Raw genomic sequence first — 18,549 nt, 5'->3', positions numbered from 1 at the left:
ATTGTTCTAGATGGACCTTCTCTCCGCGAGAGGCCTATCGTCTCGTCGCGATGGACGCGAGATCGCCAGGGCGATCGACATCCATATGAATACCCGCATCCTCCACGGGGACGCGGATCAGTCGTTGGCCTGCGCTGTCGACGATCTCACGTGCGCCTTCGTCGCCCGATTGCGTGCGTAGCGCCGGTAGCCAGTTCGCGCCGAATAGAACGGGATGACCCCGGCGGCCCAGATGGGTGGGCGCCACGATATCGTCCGGATCGAGAAGAAACCTGGCCAGATGGGTGGGCGTGGCCGGATCGATCCTCGGCATGTCTCCCAGAAAGACGAAGACGCCCCCCGTATCGTCAGGAACGGCGCGCGCGGCGACCGCCAGCGAGTCGCCCATGCCCGCCGAGGGGTCGGCGATCGACACGACCACCAGCCGGTCGTCCGCCGCCAAGCGCGTCGCAGTCGCTTTCACCGCCCTGAGGACACTAGGATCTGGGCCCACCGCCACAACGACCCGGCGAACTGGCGCCAGGAATGCGGTGAGCAGGGCCCCCGTCACCAAGGGCGCGCCGTCCAGTGGCGCGGTCAGCTTGCCGCCGCCGAAACGAACACCGCGACCGGCCGCCAGGACGATGGCGTCGAGGTCGCTCGTAGCTCTTTGCGTCATCGGTCGCAGCGCCTATTCTAATCTTCCGACATGACGCCCTACGACGACAGTCCCGCGCAAGCGGTCTCAACCGCTTCCCGAACGCCCGGACCGTCCCTGATCGACGGCTTTGGGCGCGCGGTCACCTATTTGCGCGTCTCTGTCACCGATCGCTGCGATCTGCGCTGTGTCTACTGCATGGCCGAGCACATGACCTTCCTGCCCAAGGCGGAGGTTCTGACGCTTGAGGAACTCGATCGCCTGGCCTCGGCCTTCGTCGGCCTGGGGGTCCGCAAACTGCGCCTCACCGGCGGCGAGCCCCTGGTGCGCAAGGGCTTCATGGATCTTGTGGCCGGCCTGTCGCGGCATCTGCGCTCAGGCGCGCTGGACGAGCTGACCCTGACGACCAATGGGTCACAGCTCGAACGCTATGCCCCCGATCTGGCGCGCCATGGCGTCAAGCGGATCAACGTCTCGCTCGACACCCTCAAGCCCGAACTCTTCAGCGCCCTGACCCGGGGCGGTGACGTCGCCCGGGTCATCGCCGGGATCGACGCGGCCCAGACGGCGGGTATGGCGGTCAAGATCAACACCGTCGCGCTCAGGCACGACAACGCCGATGAAATCCCCGCGCTGATCCAGTGGGCGCACGGGCGGGGCTGCGACATCACCCTGATTGAGACCATGCCCCTGGGTGAGGTTGACCAGGACCGAACGGATCAGTTCCTCTCTCTGAAGGACGTACGCCAGGACCTGTCGGCGTTCTGGACCCTGGAGGACATCCCGGATACGACCGGCGGGCCCGCCCGCTATGTGCGCGTAGCCGAGACCGGCGGTCGGCTCGGCCTGATCACGCCGCTCAGCAATCATTTCTGCGACACCTGCAACCGCGTGCGACTGACCTGCACGGGGACATTGCACACATGCCTGGGCCGCGATGACGCCAGCGACCTGCGGGCGGTGATCCGAAACGGGGCCAGCGACGCGGAGCTTGTTGAGGCGATCCAAGCAGCCATCGGCGCCAAGCCCAAGGGTCACGACTTCCAGATCGCCGCCGCGCGCCCCGCCGTGGCCCGCCACATGTCGACGACCGGAGGTTAGATGGCGCGGGTTCTTCTGTTCGGGCGCTTGGCCGACCAGGCAGGCTGGCGTGAGTGTCAAGTCGAGGCCCCGAACCTGGACGCCTTACGCGTCGCTATCGGCCTGGCGGATCAGATGCTCGGCGAAGCCCTGACCGCGCCAGGCGTCCAGGTCGCCGTGGACAAGGCCATCGTCCGAGGTGAGGCGGAGCTATCGCCCACCAGCGAGGTCGCCTTCCTGCCGCCGATGAGCGGCGGATGATCGTCACCCTGACCGACCAGCCGTTCGAGCCCGGCGCGCTGGTGACCGCCTTTTGCGCGGCGCGCGAAGAGACAGGTGCGGTCGCGACCTTCGTCGGACTCGCGCGCGCCGAAAAGGGCGCCGCCAGCGCTCTGGAGCTCGAGGCCTATCCTGGCTTCACCGACTCCGCGATCGCGGAGATCGCCCAAGGCGCCGTGACGCGCTTCGCCCTGCAAGACGTCCACATCGTGCATCGTGTCGGCCGCATCGCGCCGGGCGAGGCGATCGTCTTCGTGGCGACGGCCGCCGCTCATCGCCGTGAGGCTTTCGAGGCTTGCGACTACCTGATGGACTATCTGAAGAGCCGCGCCCCTTTCTGGAAGAAGGAGCATGGGCCCAACGGTCCGCGCTGGATCGAACCGACCGCGCGCGATAGGACCGACGCCGAACGCTGGGATTAGGAGGCCTGAGTGTCCGAAGCGCTGAAGCCCGGCGGCGGGATCAAGCCCGACCTGCCCTTCACCGCCGTTCGCGTGGCGGTGCTGACGATCTCTGACACCCGCGACGAGGCCAGCGACACCTCTGGTCAGATCCTGGTGGAGCGGATCAAAACGGCCGGCCATGAGCTGGGTGGTCGCGTCGTCGTTCGGGACGACATCGACAAGATCCGGGCTCAGGTCCGGTCGTGGATCGCCAGCGGAACCGTCGACGCGATCATCACCACCGGTGGGACCGGCTTGACCGGTCGCGATGTCACCGTTGAGGCGCTGGAGCCCCTGTTCGACAAGAAGATCGACGGCTTTTCGGTCGTCTTCCATCTCATCAGCTACGCCACGGTCGGCCTGTCGACCCTGCAGTCGCGGGCCACAGCGGGCCTGATCGACGGCGTCTTCGTCTTCTGCCTGCCGGGCAGCAACGGCGCGGTGAAAGACGGCTGGGACAAGGTCATCGCCGCCCAGTTGGACAGTCGGCACAAGCCCTGCAACATGGTCGAACTGATGCCGAGGCTTCTGGAACGTTGAGCAAGCTCACCCATATCGATGACGACGGGCGCGCCCGGATGGTCGACGTTTCCGAGAAGCCGGCGACCGCACGCGAAGCCGTCGCGACAGGGTTTGTGCGCATGCGCCCTGAAACCCTGGCGCTGGCGATCTCGGGCTCAGGTCGCAAGGGCGATGTCCGCGCCGTCGCCGAACTGGCCGGTGTGATGGCCGCCAAGCGAACGTCCGACCTGATTCCGCTTTGCCACCCGTTGGTCCTGTCGAAGGTCGAGGTGGCGGTGGAACCGGTCGAAGAGGGGCTGGCCGTGACGGCTCGGGTCAAGACCACCGGGCCCACCGGCGTCGAGATGGAGGCCCTGACGGCCGCCTCGGTGGCTTGCCTGACGATCTACGACATGCTCAAGGCCGCCGAGAAGGGCATGGTCATCGAGACTGTTCGTCTCCGGGAAAAGACCGGCGGAAAGTCGGGCGACTGGCGGGCGGACTAACCCTACCGCGCGACGCTGGCCCGAGCCCTCTTGAGTCCTGGCCGCGCCGCCGGGGCGCTGGCTTCGTTCTGCTCCAGCGCGGCCAGCAAGTCCGCCTTCAGCGCGTTGAGCTTGCGCGTGTCCGTAACCTTGCCACCCTCGGTCGTCTGCACATAGAAGGCGTCGACCGCGCGCTCGCCATAGCCGTCGATATGCGCTGACTGGATGGACAAGGCGCTGTCGGCCAGGGTCTTGGCCAGGGCGTGCAACAGACCGGGACGATCGCGTCCTGAGGCCTCGACGACTGTGGCGTCGTTGGAGGCGTCATTGTCGATGGTGACCGAAGGCGCGATCGCGAAGGCCGCCGCGCGCGAGAGCTCCGAGCCTCGGCGAGGCTCAACGGCCAGCGCGTCGCCCTTCCCGGCCGCTTCCAGGGCGTCGGCCAGTCGACGTAGCGCGCGGGGATTTTCGCAGCCGAACGGCGCGCCCATTACGTCCTGGACGTAGAAGACATCCAGCGCCTGGCCCTGGCGGGAGGTGAACACGCGGGCCCCGACGACGTTGCCGCCGAGAGACGAGATCGCCAGGGCGAGATCAGCGAACAGACCACGCCGGTCCTTGGCGGCGACAACCACCTCGGCCGCGTTGCTGCCCGGGCGGACTTGGCCCTCAGCCGCAGCGCCGCCTTGGATCGCGGCGCGACGCGCAAGTTCGGCATGATGGAAGAGGTCTTCCTGCGAGAAGGCGCTGAAATAGGCGTTTTCCATCGCTGCGACCCAGCCCTTGGCGGCGGGATCCGTTTCCAGCAGAGCGGCTCGTGCGGCTTCGGCCGCGTTCTCCTGGTGGCGCTGGACGTTGGCGGCCGCGTCGCTGCCCCGCCCGCCCCGGAACACCGCCTCGGTGGCGTTATAGAGTTCCCGCAGCAGCTGGCCCTTCCAGCCGTTCCAGACGCCCGGCCCAACGGCGCGGATATCGGCCACGGTAATGACCAGCAGCAAACGCAGGCGTTCGGGATTCTCGACGATCCGCGCGAAGGCCGCGACGGTGCCAGGGTCGGAAACGTCGCGCTTCTGGGCGAAGTCGCTCATCACCAGATGGTTCTCGACCAGCCAGGCGACCAGTTCGACCTTGCTTCGCTCGACGCCCAGGCGCTCGCAGGCGCTGCGGGCGCTGCGGGCGCCGGCCTTTTCCTGGCCACCTACTCCGCCCTTGCCGGTGTCGTGCAGCAGCATGGCCAGGAACAGCGACTCGCGGTCCTCGATCAGAGGCATGATCGAAACCGACAGCGGATGATCCTCGACCAGCTGACCGGCCGCCATGTCGCCGATCACGCCGACCGCGCGCAAGGTGTGCTCGTCCACCGTGTAGGAGTGGTACATGTTGAACTGCATCTGGGCGACGACCCGCCCGAACTCCGGGATGAAGCGCCCCAGAACGCCAGCGTCGTTCATCAAGGTCAGCGTGCGGTAGCTACGCTTGCCGCGCGCCAGCAGGTGCAGGAACGCGCGGCAGGCGTCAGGATCGCGACGCACCTTCGAAGTGATCAGCGGCAGGCTACGCGTGACCGCGGTGAACGCGTCAGGATGCAGATCAAGGTCGCGCTCGTCGGCGATCTTGAACAGCCGGATCAGGTTGACCGGGTCAGCCTCGAAAATCTCCGGTCCGGCGATGTTCAGGCGTCCGCCGTCCTCGTAGAAGCCCTCGACATCCAGCGCCTTGCGCTTGGGTCGTCCGCCAGGAAGGAAGCGCGAGATCCCCTTGGGCTCGTTCTTGAAGTGCTCGGCTTCCAGCTTGGCCGAGAAGGCGCGGGTGAGGGTCCCGACCTCCTTGGCGATCAGGAAGTAGCGCCGCATGAAACGCTCGACCGCCGGCGCGTCGCCGCGGTCGCCATAACCCATGCGGCGGGCGATCTCGGGCTGCAGATCGAAGGTTAGCCGCTCCTCGGGCCGGCCGGTTGTGAAGTGCAGGTGGGCCCGCACGGCGTGCAGGAAGTCGAAAGCCCGGATAAAGGCTTTGGTCTCGCGGGTCGAAAACACCTCCATCTTGAAGACGTCTTCGGGCCGGTCGACGGGATGCAGGTATTCGGCGATCCACATCAGGGTGTGGAGGTCGCGCAGACCCCCCTTCCCTTCCTTGACGTTGGGCTCGACCATATAGCGGCTGGCGCCGGCGCGCGCTTGCCGGTCGTCCCGCTCCTTAAGCTTGGCGGCGACGAACTGGGCCCCGGTGCCCTTCATCACCTCGTCGCGGAAACGCTTTTTCAGATCCTCAGCCAGGCGCTCGTCGCCGGTCAGGCGTCGCGCCTCCAGGATCGAGGTACGGATCGTGAAGTCTTCCTTCGAGAGACGGACGCACTCCTCGATGGTCCGCGACGCGTGGCCGACCTTGAAGCCCAGGTCCCACAGCGCATACAGCATGTACTCGATCACGCTCTCGGCGTGCGGCGTCTGCTTGTAGGGGCGCAGGAACAGCAGATCGATGTCGCTGAACGGGGCCAAGGTCCCCCGGCCGTAGCCGCCAACGGCCAGCAGGCAGAGACGCTCGCCTTCGGTCGGGTTTCGGGCCCGGAAGACGTGGACCGTCGTAAAGTCGTAGAGGGCAGTGATCACCTCGTCGGTGACGCCGCTCAGCAGACGGCTGGTCTCGACGCCGCTGGCGCCGTTCTCCAGGCGCTCCTTGGCGATCATCCGGCCGCGAAACAGGGCCTGCTTGAGGATGTCGATGGCGCGGGCGCGCTGCTCGGCCTCGTTGCCGATTGAATCGAGGGCGGCGGCCGAAAGCCTCGCCCGCAGAGCGTGACCGTCGACGACGTGTTCCAGGCGGGTTGGGCGAAGGCGACGGGGCATGCGGGTAATATGGTTACATCCTAGGCCCTGAGCAGACCCTTAAGACGATAAAGCGCGTCCAAGGCCTCGCGGGGACTCATGCCGTCAACATCCAGATCGGCGAGTGAGGTCTCGACGGCGCTGGGCGCCGCCTTGGCGGGCGCCTGGGCCGCCGCCTGACTCACGGCGAACAGCGGCAGGTCATCCAGCTTGGCCGGCGATTGGTCCTTGCTCTCCAGGCGATCGAGAACTTCGCGGGCGCGAACCACCACGGGCGCTGGGACACCGGCCAGCTTGGCGACCTGAACACCGTAAGAGCGATCGGCGGGTCCTGGCGCAGCTTCGTGCAGGAAGACGAGATCGCCGTTCCACTCCTTGGCGCGCAGGGAGAGGTTGGAGACGAAGCTCATGCGCTCCTCGAGGGTGGCCAGCTCATGATAGTGCGTGGCGAACAGCGCCCGGCAGCGGTTCACGTCGTGCAGGGCCTCGGCGCAGGCCCAGGCGATCGCCAGACCGTCATAGGTCGCCGTGCCCCGGCCGATCTCGTCCAGGATCACCAAGCTGCGGGGCCCGGCCTGGGTGAGGATCGCCGCGGTCTCCACCATCTCCATCATGAAGGTCGAGCGGCCACGCGCCAGATCGTCGCCCGCGCCGACGCGGCTGAACAGCCGGTCGACCACGCCCAGCCGGAAGCTGGCGGCCGGCACGTAGCAACCCGATTGAGCCAGGATCGCCAGCAGGGCGTTCTGGCGTAGGAAGGTCGACTTACCAGCCATGTTCGGGCCGGTGACGATCGACAGACGCGCGCCGATCTCGCCCGAGGCGTCCAGACAGCAATCGTTAGGGGTATAAGGCTCCCCCGCCCGCTTGACGGCGGCCTCGACCACCGGGTGGCGCGCGGCCTTGGCGTCGAAGGCCAGGGACTTATCGACGATCGGACGGACGGCCCCGGCGTCCTCGGCCCATTCGGCAAGGCTTGAGGCGACGTCGAGCCGGGCCAGCGCTTCGGAAGCGATCTGGATCGCGTCGGCCAGCATCCGGGCCTGTTCGCGCCAATCCTCGAACGCGGCGACTTCCATGGCGAGCGCCCGCTCGGCGGCCTGGGCGATGCGGGCGTCGAGATCGGCAAGCTCCACGGTGGTGAAGCGCACCTGATTGGCCAGGGTCTGGCGGTGGATGAAGGTGGCGTTCAGCGGCGGCTGGAACAGCGGGTCGGCCTTGCCGGCCGTCGCCTCGACGAAATAGCCGAGCACGCCGTTGTGTCTGATCTTCAGCGGCACGCCGCTTTCCAGGGCCAGCTGGGATTCCAGGGCGGCGATGACCTTGCGGCTGTCGTCGCGGAGGCTACGCGCCTGATCCAGTTCAGGCCGCACGCCCGAGGCGACGAAACCGCCGTCGCGGGCTAACGCCGGAAGGTCAGCGCCCAGACCCTGCTCCAGCGTGTTCAGGAACGATGACAAGCCCTCATGCAGAGCCGGCGTCAGGGCCTTGAAGACGTGCTCCAATTCAAAGGGCGGCGGTGACAGCGGATCCGGAGACCCGCCAGCCATGCCCGCGAGGCGCTCGCCGACTTTGAGCGTGTCGCGAATGCAGCCCAGATCACGGGGACCGCCCCGTCCCAGAGCCAAACGCGAGAGCGCGCGGGCCATGTCCCCGGCGCCCTTGAGCACTTCGCGCAGGCGCTGGCGCAGCTGGCGATGTTCGACGAACCATTCGACGGCGTCGAGGCGCTGGTCGATCGCGGCGACGTCCAGCAGCGGCCGCGCCAGGCGCGAAGCCAACAAGCGGGCGCCGCCGGCCGTAACCGTACGGTCAATCGCCGCTAGCAGCGAACCATTGCGATCACCGCTCTGGGTTCGGTCAATCTCAAGGCTCGACCGGGTGGCCGGATCAATCGCCATGACGTCGGCGTCAGCCGCGCGACGCGGCGCCCGCAGCGCCGGCAACCGGCCCGCCTGGGTCATTTCCAGGTGAGCGGCGATCAGGCCGAGCGCACCGACTTCGGCCGGCGACAGGCCGCCGAAGCCGTCCAGTGTGTCGACGCCGTAGAGTCGCTTAACCCGGGTCTCCGACGCCTGAGGTTCGGACAGAGCCGACGGCATCGGCTGTACGAGGCCCCCGCAGATCTTCAGGGTCTGGGACAGGCTGTCGTCGGACAGCAGGCGGTCGGCGACCAGAGTTTCGGACGGAGCCAGGGCCGCAAGGATCGGCGCCACGCCTTCCTTGGCGACGGCGAACACCTCGACCTCGCCGGTGGAGAGCTCCACCGACGCCACGGCGGCCTGGCCGGCGCGCAGGGCGACAGCGGCCAGACGGTTGGCGCCCCGGGCGTCGAGAAGCCCGTCCTCGGTGAGCGTACCCGGCGTCACCACCCGGACAATGTCACGACGGACCACCGCCTTGGAGCCGCGCTTCTTGGCCTCGGCGGGGTCTTCCATCTGCTCGCAGACAGCGACCTTGAAGCCCATACGGATCAGCTTGGAGAGATAGGCCTCGGCCGCGTGCTGCGGCACGCCCGCCATGGGAATGGGCTGACCATTGTGCGTTCCCCGGAACGTCTGGCTGATGCCCAGGGCGGCGGCGGCCTTGTAGGCGTCGTCGAAAAACAGCTCGTAGAAGTCGCCCATTCGGAAGAAAATCAGCGCGTCCGGCTGACGCGCCTTCATCTCGAAGAACTGCGCCATCACCGGGGTGGCGCCGGTGGGGTCGATCTCGTGGGCTGGGGTCGGCGTGGCGTGGGCGTTCATCGCCCCGGAAACTACAGAGCGTCGCGCCTCGCGTTAAGAGTCGGCGTTAAGGAATTGCGGGGACGGCGCGAAAACAGTGCTGGACGCGAAGCCCTAGCTGCCCGTCACCTCTTCCCAGAAGCGTTTGGCCTTGCCGACGAAGTTCGCCGACTTGGGGTTCTGCTTCTCGCCGCACAGGCCGGCCAGTTCGCGCATCAATTCCTTCTGACGCGCTGACAGGTGGGTCGGCGTTTCGACGAACAGCTCCACCACCAGGTCGCCGCGCTGGCGGCTACGCAGGGACGGCATGCCCTTGCCTTTGAGGCGGACGGTCTTACCGGTCTGGGCGCCCTCCGGGACCTGGACCATGACCTTGCATTGGCCATCACAGGACTCACCGCCGAGCAGACAGGGCGCCTCGATCTCACCGCCGAGGGCGGCGGTCGTCATCGGTACCGGCACCGTGCAGAGCAGGTCCAGGCCATCGCGCTCGAAAAGCTCGTGCGGGGTCACCGACAGGAAGATGTAGAGGTCGCCGCGCGGACCGCCCCGAGCGCCGGCGTCACCTTCTCCGGCCAGACGGATGCGGGCGCCGTCATCGACGCCGGCGGGAATGCGGACCGAAAGGACGCGCTCGCGGCGCACCTGGCCATGGCCGTGGCAGTTGGAGCAGGGATCCAGCACCATCCGGCCCGAGCCGCCGCAGCGAGGGCAGCCGCGCTCAACGGCGAAGAAGCCTTGTGTGGCGCGAACGCGACCGGCGCCGCCGCAAGTGCCGCAAACGGTAGGACTGGTGCCCGGTTTGGCGCCCGAGCCCTCGCAGACCTCGCAGGTCATGGCGGCGGGAACGGTGATCTCAACCTCGGCGCCGGCATAGGCCTGCTCCAGGCTGATCTCCAGATCATAGCGCAGGTCCTGGCCGCGCTGCGGGCCATTCGACTGACGTCGGCCGCCGCCGAACATCTCGCCGAAGACATCGCCAAAGACGTCGTTGAAGATATCGCTGGCGTCGAAGCCCTGACCGCCGAACCCGCCTGCCCCGCCTTGCGGGCCATTGACACCGGCATGGCCGAAACGGTCGTAGGCCGCGCGCTTCTGGGGGTCGGAGAGGACCGAATAGGCTTCGTTGATTTCCTTGAACCGCCCGGCCGCTTTCTCGCAACCGCCGTTGCGGTCGGGGTGATGTTCCATCGCCAGCTTGCGGAACGCGGACTTCAGACCTGCCTCATCGACAGTCCGGGTCACGCCGAGAATTTCGTAATAGTCGCGCATCGTCAGCGTCTGGCGCCCAAAAGGCCCACGAAAGTGGCGTTAATGTTGGAAGAGGTGGGATAGCCTCCGGCCCGGCGCAAGGCGCTCTTGGACCTAGAGACAGAAGGTCGCGGCCGCGGAACGATCCTTTGACGAATGTTCCGCGGCGCACGCATGGCGGTCTTAGGCCGCCGGCTTGTTGTCGTCGACTTCCTCGAACTCGGCGTCGACGACGCCGTCGTCGGCCTTGGCGTCGCCGCCTTCGGCCGAACCTTGCTGGGCGGCGTACATGGCTTCGCCCAGTTTCATCGAGGCCTGGATCAGGGCTTGAGTCTTGGCTTGGATGGCCTCGACGTCTTCACCTTCCAGAGCGGTCTTCAGCTCGGTGATACCGGTCTCGATCGCGGTCTTCTCGGCCGCGCCGACCTTGTCGCCGTGCTCGGCCAGGGCCTTCTCGGTCGAGTGCAGGATCGCTTCGCCCTGGTTCTTGGCCTCGACCAGCTGCTTCTTCTTCTCGTCCGCAGCCTTGTTGGCCTCGGCTTCCTTGACCATGCGCTCGATGTCGCTGTCCGAAAGGCCGCCATTGGCCTGGATGCGGATCGAGTGCTCCTTGTTGGTCGCCTTGTCCTTGGCGTGCACCTGGACGATGCCGTTAGCGTCGATGTCGAAGGTGACCTCGATCTGCGGCACACCACGCGGCGCCGGCGGGATGCCGACCAGGTCGAACTGGCCCAGCATCTTGTTGTCCTGCGCCATCGGGCGTTCGCCCTGGAACACGCGGATCGTCACGGCCGACTGGTTGTCGTCGGCCGTCGAGAAGGTCTGCGAGCGCTTGGTCGGGATGGTGGTGTTGCGTTCGATCAGCGGGGTGAACACACCGCCCAGGGTCTCGATGCCCAGGGTCAGCGGGGTCACGTCCAGCAGCAGCACGTCCTTGACGTCGCCTTGCAGCACGCCGGCCTGAACGGCCGCGCCCAGGGCCACTACTTCGTCAGGGTTCACGCCCTTATGCGGCTCACGACCGAAGAAGTCCTGCACCGCCTGTTGGACCTTGGGCATGCGGCTCATGCCGCCGACCAGGATCACTTCGTCGATGTCGCTCTTCTTGAGGCCGGCGTCCTTGAGGGCCTGTTCGCACGGACCGATGGTGCGCGCGATCAGATCGTCGACCAGGGCTTCCAGCTTGGCGCGCGACAGCTTGATGTTCAGATGCAGCGGACCCGAGGCGTTCATGCTGATGAACGGCAGGTTCACTTCGTACTGGGCCGTCGAGCTCAGTTCCTTCTTGGCCTTTTCAGCCTCTTCGCGCAGGCGCTGCAGGGCCAGCTTGTCCTTGCGCAGGTCGACGCCCTGCTCCTTCTTGAACTCGTCGGCCAGGTAGTCGACGATCCGAAGGTCGAAGTCTTCACCGCCCAGGAAGGTGTCGCCGTTGGTCGACTTCACTTCGAAGACGCCGTCGCCGATTTCCAGGATCGACACGTCAAAGGTGCCGCCGCCCAGGTCGTAGACGGCGATCTTCTTGCCGTCGTTCTTGTCCAGACCATAGGCCAAGGCCGCGGCGGTCGGCTCGTTGATGATGCGCAGCACTTCCAGGCCGGCGATCTTGCCGGCGTCCTTGGTGGCCTGACGCTGGGCGTCGTTGAAATAGGCCGGAACCGTGATGACCGCCTTGGTCACCGGCTCACCCAGATGGGCTTCGGCGGCTTCCTTCATCTTCTGCAGGATGAAGGCCGAGACTTCCTGCGGGCTGTAGTCCTTGCCGTGCGCCTTGACCCAGGCGTCGCCGGTCGGGCCCTTGACGATCTCGTAGGGCACCATGCCCTTGTCCTTCTCGACCACCGGATCGCTGGCGGTGCGGCCGATCAGGCGCTTGATCGCGAACAGCGTGTTGGTCGGGTTGGTCACGGCCTGGCGCTTGGCGGGCTGGCCGATCAGGCGCTCGCCGTCTTCCTGGAAGGCGACGACCGAAGGAGTCGTACGCGCGCCCTCGGCGTTCTCGATCACCTTCGGGTTCTTGCCGTCCATGATGGCGACGCACGAATTCGTGGTGCCAAGGTCGATACCGATAATCTTGCTCATCTTCGTACCTGTCGCTCCTTTAGGCGGACGGCGGTGACAAGGGCCTTCTCAGAAGCGCCCCGGTTTTTCTCGCTCCGTCCCCAGTGGCTTCGCACTCATTACGGTTCAAGTTCCGCGCTCCGCGCCGTCGACGAAAATCGAACGGGCGGAATGCGTTGTGCGAAGTTGACGAGCCCGTCAACCCCGCTTCGAAGCCGGATATGGGGGATAGGGGCCGCCGCGCAAGGTCATAACCCCATCAGGCGAGGGGGAATCTGGCGTCAGGACGAAGAAAAATCGCCGCACCTGCGCCGCCAGAGCCAAGCACCACGTCCGCTGAGGAGTCTCTACCTCAATGGCGGGGTCGAAGGATGCATCGGCATCGGTTTTGTGGAACATGGCGGAGGCTCCTTAACCCTCGCCGCGTGTGAATTCCAGACGATGTGCAACGCCCTACGCGTCATGCCCGGCTTCGATCTCTGGCCCGGCTTGCTGGATGCGTCGGCGCAACGCGCTCTGCTCGATGTCGTCCTGGCCGCAGCAGAGCATGCGCCCTTCTCAAACTATGAAGCCGCCTACGGAAAGCCGATGAGCGTGGCGATGACAGCACTCGGACCCCTGGGTTGGACCAGCGATACGCAGGGTTACCGGTATGTCGATCGCCATCCTGACACGGGCCGACCCTGGCCAGACATTCCGCCAGTTCTACTTGACCTCTGGGAGGCGCTTGGCGACCCGGAAACGCCGCCAGACTCCTGTCTGGTCAATCTCTATCGCGACAGGGCTCGCATGGGCCTGCATCAGGATCGCGACGAAACAGACCCTCGGTTTCCCGTGCTGTCGATCTCCCTCGGCGATACGGCGGTGTTCCGGATCGGCGGCGTAAGCCGCAAGGAGCCGACACGCAGCCTCAAGCTTAGCTCAGGCGATGTGTGTCGGCTGTCCGGACCCGCGCGACTGGCGTTTCACGGGGTGGACCGGATCTTGCCAGGCTCATCCGCGCTGGTTCCTGGCGGCGGTCGGATCAATTTGACTCTGCGACGCGCACGTTAGGCGGCGCCCGAACGCTTGACCGAGGGAGCCGGAGGGCTCGCGCCATGCCCACTAGTTGTCCTTCACATAGGGCACGAACTCTCCGAGCCTGACGCCGCCATTGAAGCCAGGTCCCGCGCCGCGACCACCATTGTCACTAGTCGGCAGATTGTTGCCCTCGCATAGGTTTACGGCCTGATTGAGCATCAGTGCGTTGTTGGAGTGCAGATCCTCCAACCCCGCCGTCGGTCGGTTCACATAGAGCGTGGGGCTGCCCCGGAGCCGATACACGATCGCCGTTCCGGTAATGATTTCGGTGGTGATGATCTTGCGGACCTCGATGCAAGGCATCCCGGCGCGCACTGAGCGCCCCTCCAGCAGCTTGGCGAGCTTCACCTCGCCCTTGGCGTCCCTGGCCTGGGCGCTCGACGCCATCACGAGCCCCAAAGCCGTCGCCAAGACCAGTCCTCTCATCGCTCCGTTCATCAACCTGCCCCTCAACCTTCATTCATTACGACATGAAGGCTCAACCATAAATGGTTCCAGGTCAATCTCAGAACAGCTCGATCTGCGAGCGCAGGTTCCAGCCCGGCGCCCGAGAACGCGCAAAAGAAAGGGACCGCGCCTTCAACGCGGTCCCTTCATAGAGCTGGTCTCAAACCTTCAGCTAGCCGCGCAGCTTGCGCGTCAGCGTCTCAAGATCGTGGCTCAGCGCGCTGTCTTCGGCGCGCAGGGCCTCGATCCGGCGCACAGCGTGCAGGACCGTGGTGTGGTCGCGACCGCCGAAACGACGGCCGATATCCGGCAGCGACCGGGTGGTCAGCTGCTTGGCGAGCCACATAGCGGCCTGACGCGGACGGGCCACGGCGCGATTGCGGCGTTCGCTCAGCAGATCGGCCTGTTTCATGCCGTAGTGCTCGGCGGTGGCCTTCTGGATATCGTCGATGGTGATGCGTTTCTCGCCCGACCGCAGGTGCGGGCGCAGGATCGCCTGCACCTCGTCCAGCGTCATGCGCGAAAGGCCTTCGCCGGCGCGCGCCGAGAGGGTGTTCAGCGCGCCTTCCAGCTCGCGGACGCTGTCGGTGAAACGATCCGCCAGGAACTGCATGACTTCCGGCCGCATGCTGGGCTCAAAACCCTGGGCGGCCGACAGGGTCTGGATCTTACGCTCCAGGATGCCGAGGCGAAGGTTACGATCAGCCGGCTCGAGGCCACAGACGAGGCCCGCCGATAGATGCGAGCGCAAGTGCGCGTCCATCTCGCTCATGGCCGACGGCGGTCGATCGGCCGAGAACACCACGCGGCCGCCCTCCCCGACCAACGCGGTCAGGGTGTGGAACAGCTCTTCCTGGGTCGACTGCTTGCCGGCGATGAAGTGGACGTCGTCGATGATCAAAAGGTCCGCAGCGCGCAGCTCCTCCTTGAAGGCTGCGGTCTGGCGATCCATGACCGCGCGCACAAAGGTCGAGAGGAAACGCTCGGCCGTGAGATAGACCACCCGCTTGTCCGGCGCGTTGCGCATGGCTTCCCAGGCGAGGGCGTTCAGCAGGTGCGTCTTGCCGAAGCCATAGGGGCCGTGGAACAGCACGGGATTGAAGTGACCGTCCGCCCAGTTGGCGATCCGACGCGCAACGGCGTGGGCGAACTCGTTGGCCGGACCGGGCACGAAGGTCTCGAAGGTGAAACGCTCCTGCAGGCCCTGGGTGCGCGGGGACTTGGCGCTCGGCGCCACGACGCTCGGCGCGTCGGTCGACACAGGAAGGACAATTTCGATTGGTTCAGCGGCGACGGCCTTGGGGGCGGCCTCGACATAGACGCCGGCCGCCGCCTCGAACTCAAGGCGTGACTTCAGGTCTATGCGACGACCTGTCGCATCATGCGCGGTCCAAAGTTCGCAGATCCGGCGCCAGGCGCTGCGACGGATCCAATCGCGGGCGATGCCTGTCGACGTAACGAGAACAACGTCGCCGGTGGCGGCCTCGCGCAGCATCGCCGGAGCGATCCACGACCCGAAGGCCGCATCACCCAGCTCGCGCTTCAACGCCACGCAAACCTTCGACCACACGCTCGCCGACGGCTCGCACGCCGTCGCGATCGCCGCCGAGAAGTCCTGGCTGGCAACCCCGCCCTTCATGGTCATTCGTCCACCGCCTTGCACAAAAACAATCGCCGCATCTATCAGCCGCCGCCCCCCATGGCGCGCGACCGTTTTTCTCAACGCACACAGGTTCTTACTCGGCGAACACGATCGGTCCGCCGCCGCCTTGTTTTGTCCAAGACTGGAAGAGCGTTGAGACCCTTAAACTAGCCAGCGGCCCGGGCCGGTCAAACGGAAAACTTGCGTCCGATCGCGGATATTTCTGTTGACTCGCGAGAGGCCCTCGCCCCGCAAGGGAATAGCGGCTCCGACTACTCAGATCACAGATTGCAACACAAGAAATAGAGCGTTGGATTCAAAGCAAAAGCCGACCAGGTTACCCTGATCGGCTTTTGTAAATCTTTGAAAAGATTGAACGAACAGGGTTCGTCCAGGATCTTGACTAGGCTGCGGCCTTGTCCAACTTCTTCAGGCGAGCCGCCAGACGCGAGACCTTGCGCGAGCCCGTGTTGGGGTGAACCACACCCTTCGAAACGGCGCGCATCAGCTCGGACTGAGCCTCGACGAACGCGGCCTTGGCGACGGCGACGTCGCCCTTGGCGATCGCGTCTTCGAACTTGCGCAGGAAGGTGCGAACGCGCGAGCGGCGCGCGGTGTTGACTTCAGTGCGGCGAGCGATCTTGCGGATCGCTTTCTTGGCGCCGGGATTATTGGCCATAGGTCGGACCTTCAAACGGACAGCCGCGCGGGCGGCCGCGAAGCAGGTGGAAATGTGAGCGCGCGGATATACGGGAAGCGCTGGCCTGGGTCAACGGTCCACAGGCAGGATTCCCGAGGCCGTTTCGCCGTCACCATTTTGGTTCTGGATCACACGCCCTTGAACGTGGGTTTACGCTTCTCGACGAAGGCTGTCATGCCTTCCTTCTGATCTTCGAACGCGAACAGCGAATGGAACAGTCGCCGCTCCAGGGCGACGCCGGTTGTTAGCGTCGTCTCGTAGGCGGCTTCGACGAGCTCCTTGTTCATCGCCACAGCCAGCGGCGACTGGCTGGCGATCTTGGCGGCGATGGCCAGCGTCTCATCGACCAAGCTGTCGACGGGGAAAATCCGCGACACCAGACCCGAGCGCTCGGCTTCTTCCGCGCCCATCATTCGACCGGTCAGGATCATGTCCATGGCCTTGGACTTGCCCACAAAGCGGGTCAGACGCTGGGTCCCTCCGATGCCCGGGGCGACGCCCAGATTGATCTCGGGCTGGCCGAACTTGGCGGTGTCAGCCGCTAGGATGAAGTCGCACATCATCGCCAGCTCGCAGCCGCCGCCCAAGGCGTAGCCGGCGACGGCCGCTATGATGGGCTTGCGGCACTGTTCGATCGTGCGAGCCCCGGCCGTGAAGAAGTCAGCCTTGAACATCTGAGCATAGCTCTTGTCCGACATCTCCTTGATGTCGGCGCCGGCCGCAAAGGCCTTAGCCGATCCGGTCAGCACAACGCAGCCGACACTGTCGTCGGCTTCCGCCGCCGCCAGCGCCTGGGCCAACTCGCCCAACAGGGTGGTGTTGAGGGCGTTCAGCGCTTCAGGTCGGTTCAAGCGGATCAGCGTGACGCCCGGCGCGCTCTCCGGCGCTTCGACGATCAGGGTCTGGAACTGGGTCATTGGGTTCTCCTGCTTGAGCCGGCGCAGTTATAGAGACGCCCATCGTCTTGGGGAGCCCCGAGCTTTCACCGATGCCCAGCCACGGCTCTGACCGGCGGGTAGCGCATTGACCAGAACCAGGAGGGTAGGGAGCTCAGCCTTCGGCCGCCACGACGCCGAACTGGATCCAGAGCGCCTTGTCCTTGAGGTTCTTGCGGACCCAGGCGGCGTGCGCCTCGCGCTCCGCATCGGATGAACGCGGAGCCAAGGGACGCGACCGAGCGCCGTAAGACCCCTGGATCGCTGCGGACACGGCCAGGGCCCCAACGGCGTGGGTGAGCTCAAGCGCCCGCTCCTTGCCCCCCTGCAGCTCAAGATAAACCTCGGCCAACAGGTGGGCGTCGATCAGGGCGCCGTGCTTGTCGCGGCTTTCCAGGCTGATCTTGAACCGCTTACAGAGCGCGTCCAGCGAGTTGTACATGCCGGGGAAGCGCTTCTTGGCCATGGCCAAGGTGTCGACCCAGCGCTCCTCGTGGATCGGGGCCTTGCCACACTTTTCCAGCTCGAAATTGACGAACTGCCGGTCGAAGGCGGCGTTGTGCGCCACGACCACGCTGTCGCCGACAAACTCCAGAAAGCGATCGGCGATTTCGTGAAACTTGGGCTTGCCGGTCAGGAAGGCGCTGGACAGCCCGTGGACCTTCTCGGCCTCGGCCGGCATGTCACGCAGCGGGTCGCAGTACTCATGGAACGAGCGACCGGTGGGCATGAAGTCGACCACCTCGATGCAGCCGATTTCGACCAGACGGTCGCCGGTCTTGGGGTCGAAGCCGGTGGTTTCGGTATCGAGGATGATCTCGCGGGCCATGGTCCTTCAATGGAGCCGTTCGCGGTCCGCTTCAAGCCGAGGGAGCGGTTCTCAACAGAGTCAGAAGGTCGCGGACCTGCCCGCGCGCGTGGTCCAGACCTTGCCCCGTATCGATGACGAAGTCAGCGCGCGCGCGCTTGTCCGCATCTGGTGTCTGGCGCGCCAGGATCGCTTCGAACTTTTCCGGCGTCATCTCCGGGCGGGCCAAAACCCGTTGGCGCTGAACATCAGCGGGGGCGGACACTACAACCACCTTGTCGACACGCTTCTCGCCGCCCGTTTCGAACAGCAGCGGGATGTCGAGCACGACGATCTCATGGCCCTCCGCCTTGGCCTGCTCGAAAAAGCCGATGCGGTGAGCGCCGACCAGCGGGTGGACGATCGCCTCCAGCTTGGCCAGGGCTTCGGGGTCTCCAACGACCTGAGCGCTGAGCTTGGCCCGGTCGATAGCGCCGTCCACGACGACCCCGGGAAAGGCCGCCTCCACCGGCGCGACGGCGGCGCCGCCCGTCGCGTAGAGCGCGTGGACGGCGGCGTCGGCGTCATAAACCGGCACGCCTTCGTCCTGGAACATCTTCGAGGTCGTCGACTTGCCCATGCCGATCGAACCGGTCAGTCCGAGGATCAACAT

The 18,549-nt window shown here is 65.8% G+C and carries 17 protein-coding genes; 6 read left to right on the top strand and 11 right to left on the bottom strand.

Annotation, left to right across the window (positions count from 1 at the left end):
• Positions 1–34: 34 nt before the first annotated feature.
• Positions 35–658, bottom strand: a complete 624-nt coding sequence (locus ACT53N_RS05250) for a nucleotidyltransferase family protein (protein WP_476062905.1) — start codon at positions 656–658, stop codon at positions 35–37.
• A 30-nt stretch (positions 659–688) separates the two neighbouring features.
• Between ACT53N_RS05250 and moaA the strand changes: the two genes are divergently transcribed.
• From moaA to moaC, 5 genes are read left to right on the top strand one after another with little or no spacing between them, the layout of a single operon-like run.
• Positions 689–1,738 (top strand): GTP 3',8-cyclase MoaA, encoded by a 1,050-nt coding sequence (moaA, locus tag ACT53N_RS05245; RefSeq protein ID WP_476062904.1) that lies wholly within the window; start codon positions 689–691, stop codon positions 1,736–1,738.
• Positions 1,739–1,978 (top strand): MoaD/ThiS family protein, encoded by a 240-nt coding sequence (locus tag ACT53N_RS05240; RefSeq protein ID WP_476062903.1) that lies wholly within the window; start codon positions 1,739–1,741, stop codon positions 1,976–1,978.
• Positions 1,975–2,418 carry a molybdenum cofactor biosynthesis protein MoaE gene (locus tag ACT53N_RS05235; RefSeq protein WP_476062902.1) on the top strand — a complete coding sequence of 148 codons (444 nt, stop codon included), beginning with the start codon at positions 1,975–1,977 and terminating at the stop codon, positions 2,416–2,418. Before ACT53N_RS05240 ends, ACT53N_RS05235 begins: the two co-directional genes overlap by 4 nt.
• Positions 2,419–2,427: 9 nt before the next feature.
• Entirely contained in the window at positions 2,428–2,979 is a 552-nt protein-coding gene (gene moaB, locus ACT53N_RS05230) for a molybdenum cofactor biosynthesis protein B (protein ID WP_476062901.1), read from the top strand.
• Positions 2,976–3,446, top strand: coding sequence for a cyclic pyranopterin monophosphate synthase MoaC (gene moaC, locus ACT53N_RS05225; RefSeq protein WP_476062900.1), 471 nt, complete (start codon positions 2,976–2,978; stop codon positions 3,444–3,446). The genes moaB and moaC overlap by 4 nt, the downstream gene beginning before the upstream one ends.
• Before the next feature lie 2 nt (positions 3,447–3,448).
• Here moaC and ACT53N_RS05220 read toward each other — a convergent pair whose 3' ends face one another.
• From ACT53N_RS05220 to dnaK, 4 genes are all read right to left on the bottom strand, one after another.
• Positions 3,449–6,271 (bottom strand): [protein-PII] uridylyltransferase, encoded by a 2,823-nt coding sequence (locus ACT53N_RS05220; RefSeq protein WP_476062899.1) that lies wholly within the window; start codon positions 6,269–6,271, stop codon positions 3,449–3,451.
• A 20-nt stretch (positions 6,272–6,291) separates the two neighbouring features.
• A complete protein-coding gene (mutS, locus tag ACT53N_RS05215) occupies positions 6,292–8,997 on the bottom strand; it encodes a DNA mismatch repair protein MutS (protein WP_476062898.1) in 2,706 nt (901 codons plus the stop codon).
• Between the two features lie 93 nt (positions 8,998–9,090).
• Positions 9,091–10,248: a molecular chaperone DnaJ gene (gene dnaJ, locus ACT53N_RS05210; protein ID WP_476062897.1), complete on the bottom strand. Its 1,158-nt coding sequence runs from the start codon at positions 10,246–10,248 to the stop codon at positions 9,091–9,093.
• Between the two features lie 162 nt (positions 10,249–10,410).
• A complete protein-coding gene (dnaK, locus tag ACT53N_RS05205) occupies positions 10,411–12,306 on the bottom strand; it encodes a molecular chaperone DnaK (protein ID WP_476062896.1) in 1,896 nt (631 codons plus the stop codon).
• 420 nt (positions 12,307–12,726) lie between these two features.
• Between dnaK and ACT53N_RS05200 the strand changes: the two genes are divergently transcribed.
• Complete coding sequence (locus ACT53N_RS05200) at positions 12,727–13,338, top strand: alpha-ketoglutarate-dependent dioxygenase AlkB (RefSeq protein WP_476063396.1); 612 nt, start codon at positions 12,727–12,729, stop codon at positions 13,336–13,338.
• A 51-nt stretch (positions 13,339–13,389) separates the two neighbouring features.
• Here ACT53N_RS05200 and ACT53N_RS05195 read toward each other — a convergent pair whose 3' ends face one another.
• The 6 genes from ACT53N_RS05195 to coaE form a co-directional block, all read right to left on the bottom strand.
• On the bottom strand, positions 13,390–13,752 hold the full coding sequence (locus ACT53N_RS05195; protein WP_476062895.1) for a hypothetical protein: 363 nt from the start codon (positions 13,750–13,752) through the stop codon (positions 13,390–13,392).
• Positions 13,753–13,984: 232 nt separating this feature from the next.
• Positions 13,985–15,457 carry a chromosomal replication initiator protein DnaA gene (dnaA, locus tag ACT53N_RS05190; protein ID WP_476062894.1) on the bottom strand — a complete coding sequence of 491 codons (1,473 nt, stop codon included), beginning with the start codon at positions 15,455–15,457 and terminating at the stop codon, positions 13,985–13,987.
• Positions 15,458–15,857: 400 nt separating this feature from the next.
• Complete coding sequence (rpsT, locus tag ACT53N_RS05185) at positions 15,858–16,133, bottom strand: 30S ribosomal protein S20 (RefSeq protein ID WP_004617408.1); 276 nt, start codon at positions 16,131–16,133, stop codon at positions 15,858–15,860.
• A gap of 149 nt (positions 16,134–16,282) precedes the next feature.
• Entirely contained in the window at positions 16,283–17,071 is a 789-nt protein-coding gene (locus tag ACT53N_RS05180; protein ID WP_476062893.1) for an enoyl-CoA hydratase, read from the bottom strand.
• A 133-nt stretch (positions 17,072–17,204) separates the two neighbouring features.
• The gene (gene dnaQ, locus ACT53N_RS05175) at positions 17,205–17,918 is read right to left on the bottom strand and encodes a DNA polymerase III subunit epsilon (protein ID WP_476062892.1); all 714 of its coding nucleotides are present in this window, start codon (positions 17,916–17,918) and stop codon (positions 17,205–17,207) included.
• 31 nt (positions 17,919–17,949) lie between these two features.
• Entirely contained in the window at positions 17,950–18,549 is a 600-nt protein-coding gene (gene coaE, locus ACT53N_RS05170) for a dephospho-CoA kinase (protein WP_476062891.1), read from the bottom strand.

This window comes from Caulobacter sp. DMC95 (genome assembly GCF_056313785.1).
This window is presented reverse-complemented; position numbering and strand designations above follow the sequence as displayed.

What these genes read in the sequence shown, in the direction of transcription:
- dnaQ (WP_476062892.1), bottom strand. Translation starts at nt 17,918, where the DNA reads ATGGCCCGCGAGATCATCCTCGATACCGAAACCACCGGCTTCGACCCC.
- rpsT (WP_004617408.1), bottom strand. Translation starts at nt 16,133, where the DNA reads ATGGCCAATAATCCCGGCGCCAAGAAAGCGATCCGCAAGATCGCTCGC.
- ACT53N_RS05235 (WP_476062902.1), top strand. Translation starts at nt 1,975, where the DNA reads ATGATCGTCACCCTGACCGACCAGCCGTTCGAGCCCGGCGCGCTGGTG.
- ACT53N_RS05200 (WP_476063396.1), top strand. Translation starts at nt 12,727, where the DNA reads ATGTGCAACGCCCTACGCGTCATGCCCGGCTTCGATCTCTGGCCCGGC.
- ACT53N_RS05250 (WP_476062905.1), bottom strand. Translation starts at nt 658, where the DNA reads ATGACGCAAAGAGCTACGAGCGACCTCGACGCCATCGTCCTGGCGGCC.
- ACT53N_RS05240 (WP_476062903.1), top strand. Translation starts at nt 1,739, where the DNA reads ATGGCGCGGGTTCTTCTGTTCGGGCGCTTGGCCGACCAGGCAGGCTGG.
- ACT53N_RS05220 (WP_476062899.1), bottom strand. Translation starts at nt 6,271, where the DNA reads ATGCCCCGTCGCCTTCGCCCAACCCGCCTGGAACACGTCGTCGACGGT.
- ACT53N_RS05180 (WP_476062893.1), bottom strand. Translation starts at nt 17,071, where the DNA reads ATGACCCAGTTCCAGACCCTGATCGTCGAAGCGCCGGAGAGCGCGCCG.
- mutS (WP_476062898.1), bottom strand. Translation starts at nt 8,997, where the DNA reads ATGAACGCCCACGCCACGCCGACCCCAGCCCACGAGATCGACCCCACC.
- dnaK (WP_476062896.1), bottom strand. Translation starts at nt 12,306, where the DNA reads ATGAGCAAGATTATCGGTATCGACCTTGGCACCACGAATTCGTGCGTC.
- moaA (WP_476062904.1), top strand. Translation starts at nt 689, where the DNA reads ATGACGCCCTACGACGACAGTCCCGCGCAAGCGGTCTCAACCGCTTCC.
- coaE (WP_476062891.1), bottom strand. Translation starts at nt 18,549, where the DNA reads ATGTTGATCCTCGGACTGACCGGTTCGATCGGCATGGGCAAGTCGACG.
- dnaA (WP_476062894.1), bottom strand. Translation starts at nt 15,457, where the DNA reads ATGACCATGAAGGGCGGGGTTGCCAGCCAGGACTTCTCGGCGGCGATC.
- dnaJ (WP_476062897.1), bottom strand. Translation starts at nt 10,248, where the DNA reads ATGCGCGACTATTACGAAATTCTCGGCGTGACCCGGACTGTCGATGAG.
- ACT53N_RS05195 (WP_476062895.1), bottom strand. Translation starts at nt 13,752, where the DNA reads ATGGCGTCGAGCGCCCAGGCCAGGGACGCCAAGGGCGAGGTGAAGCTC.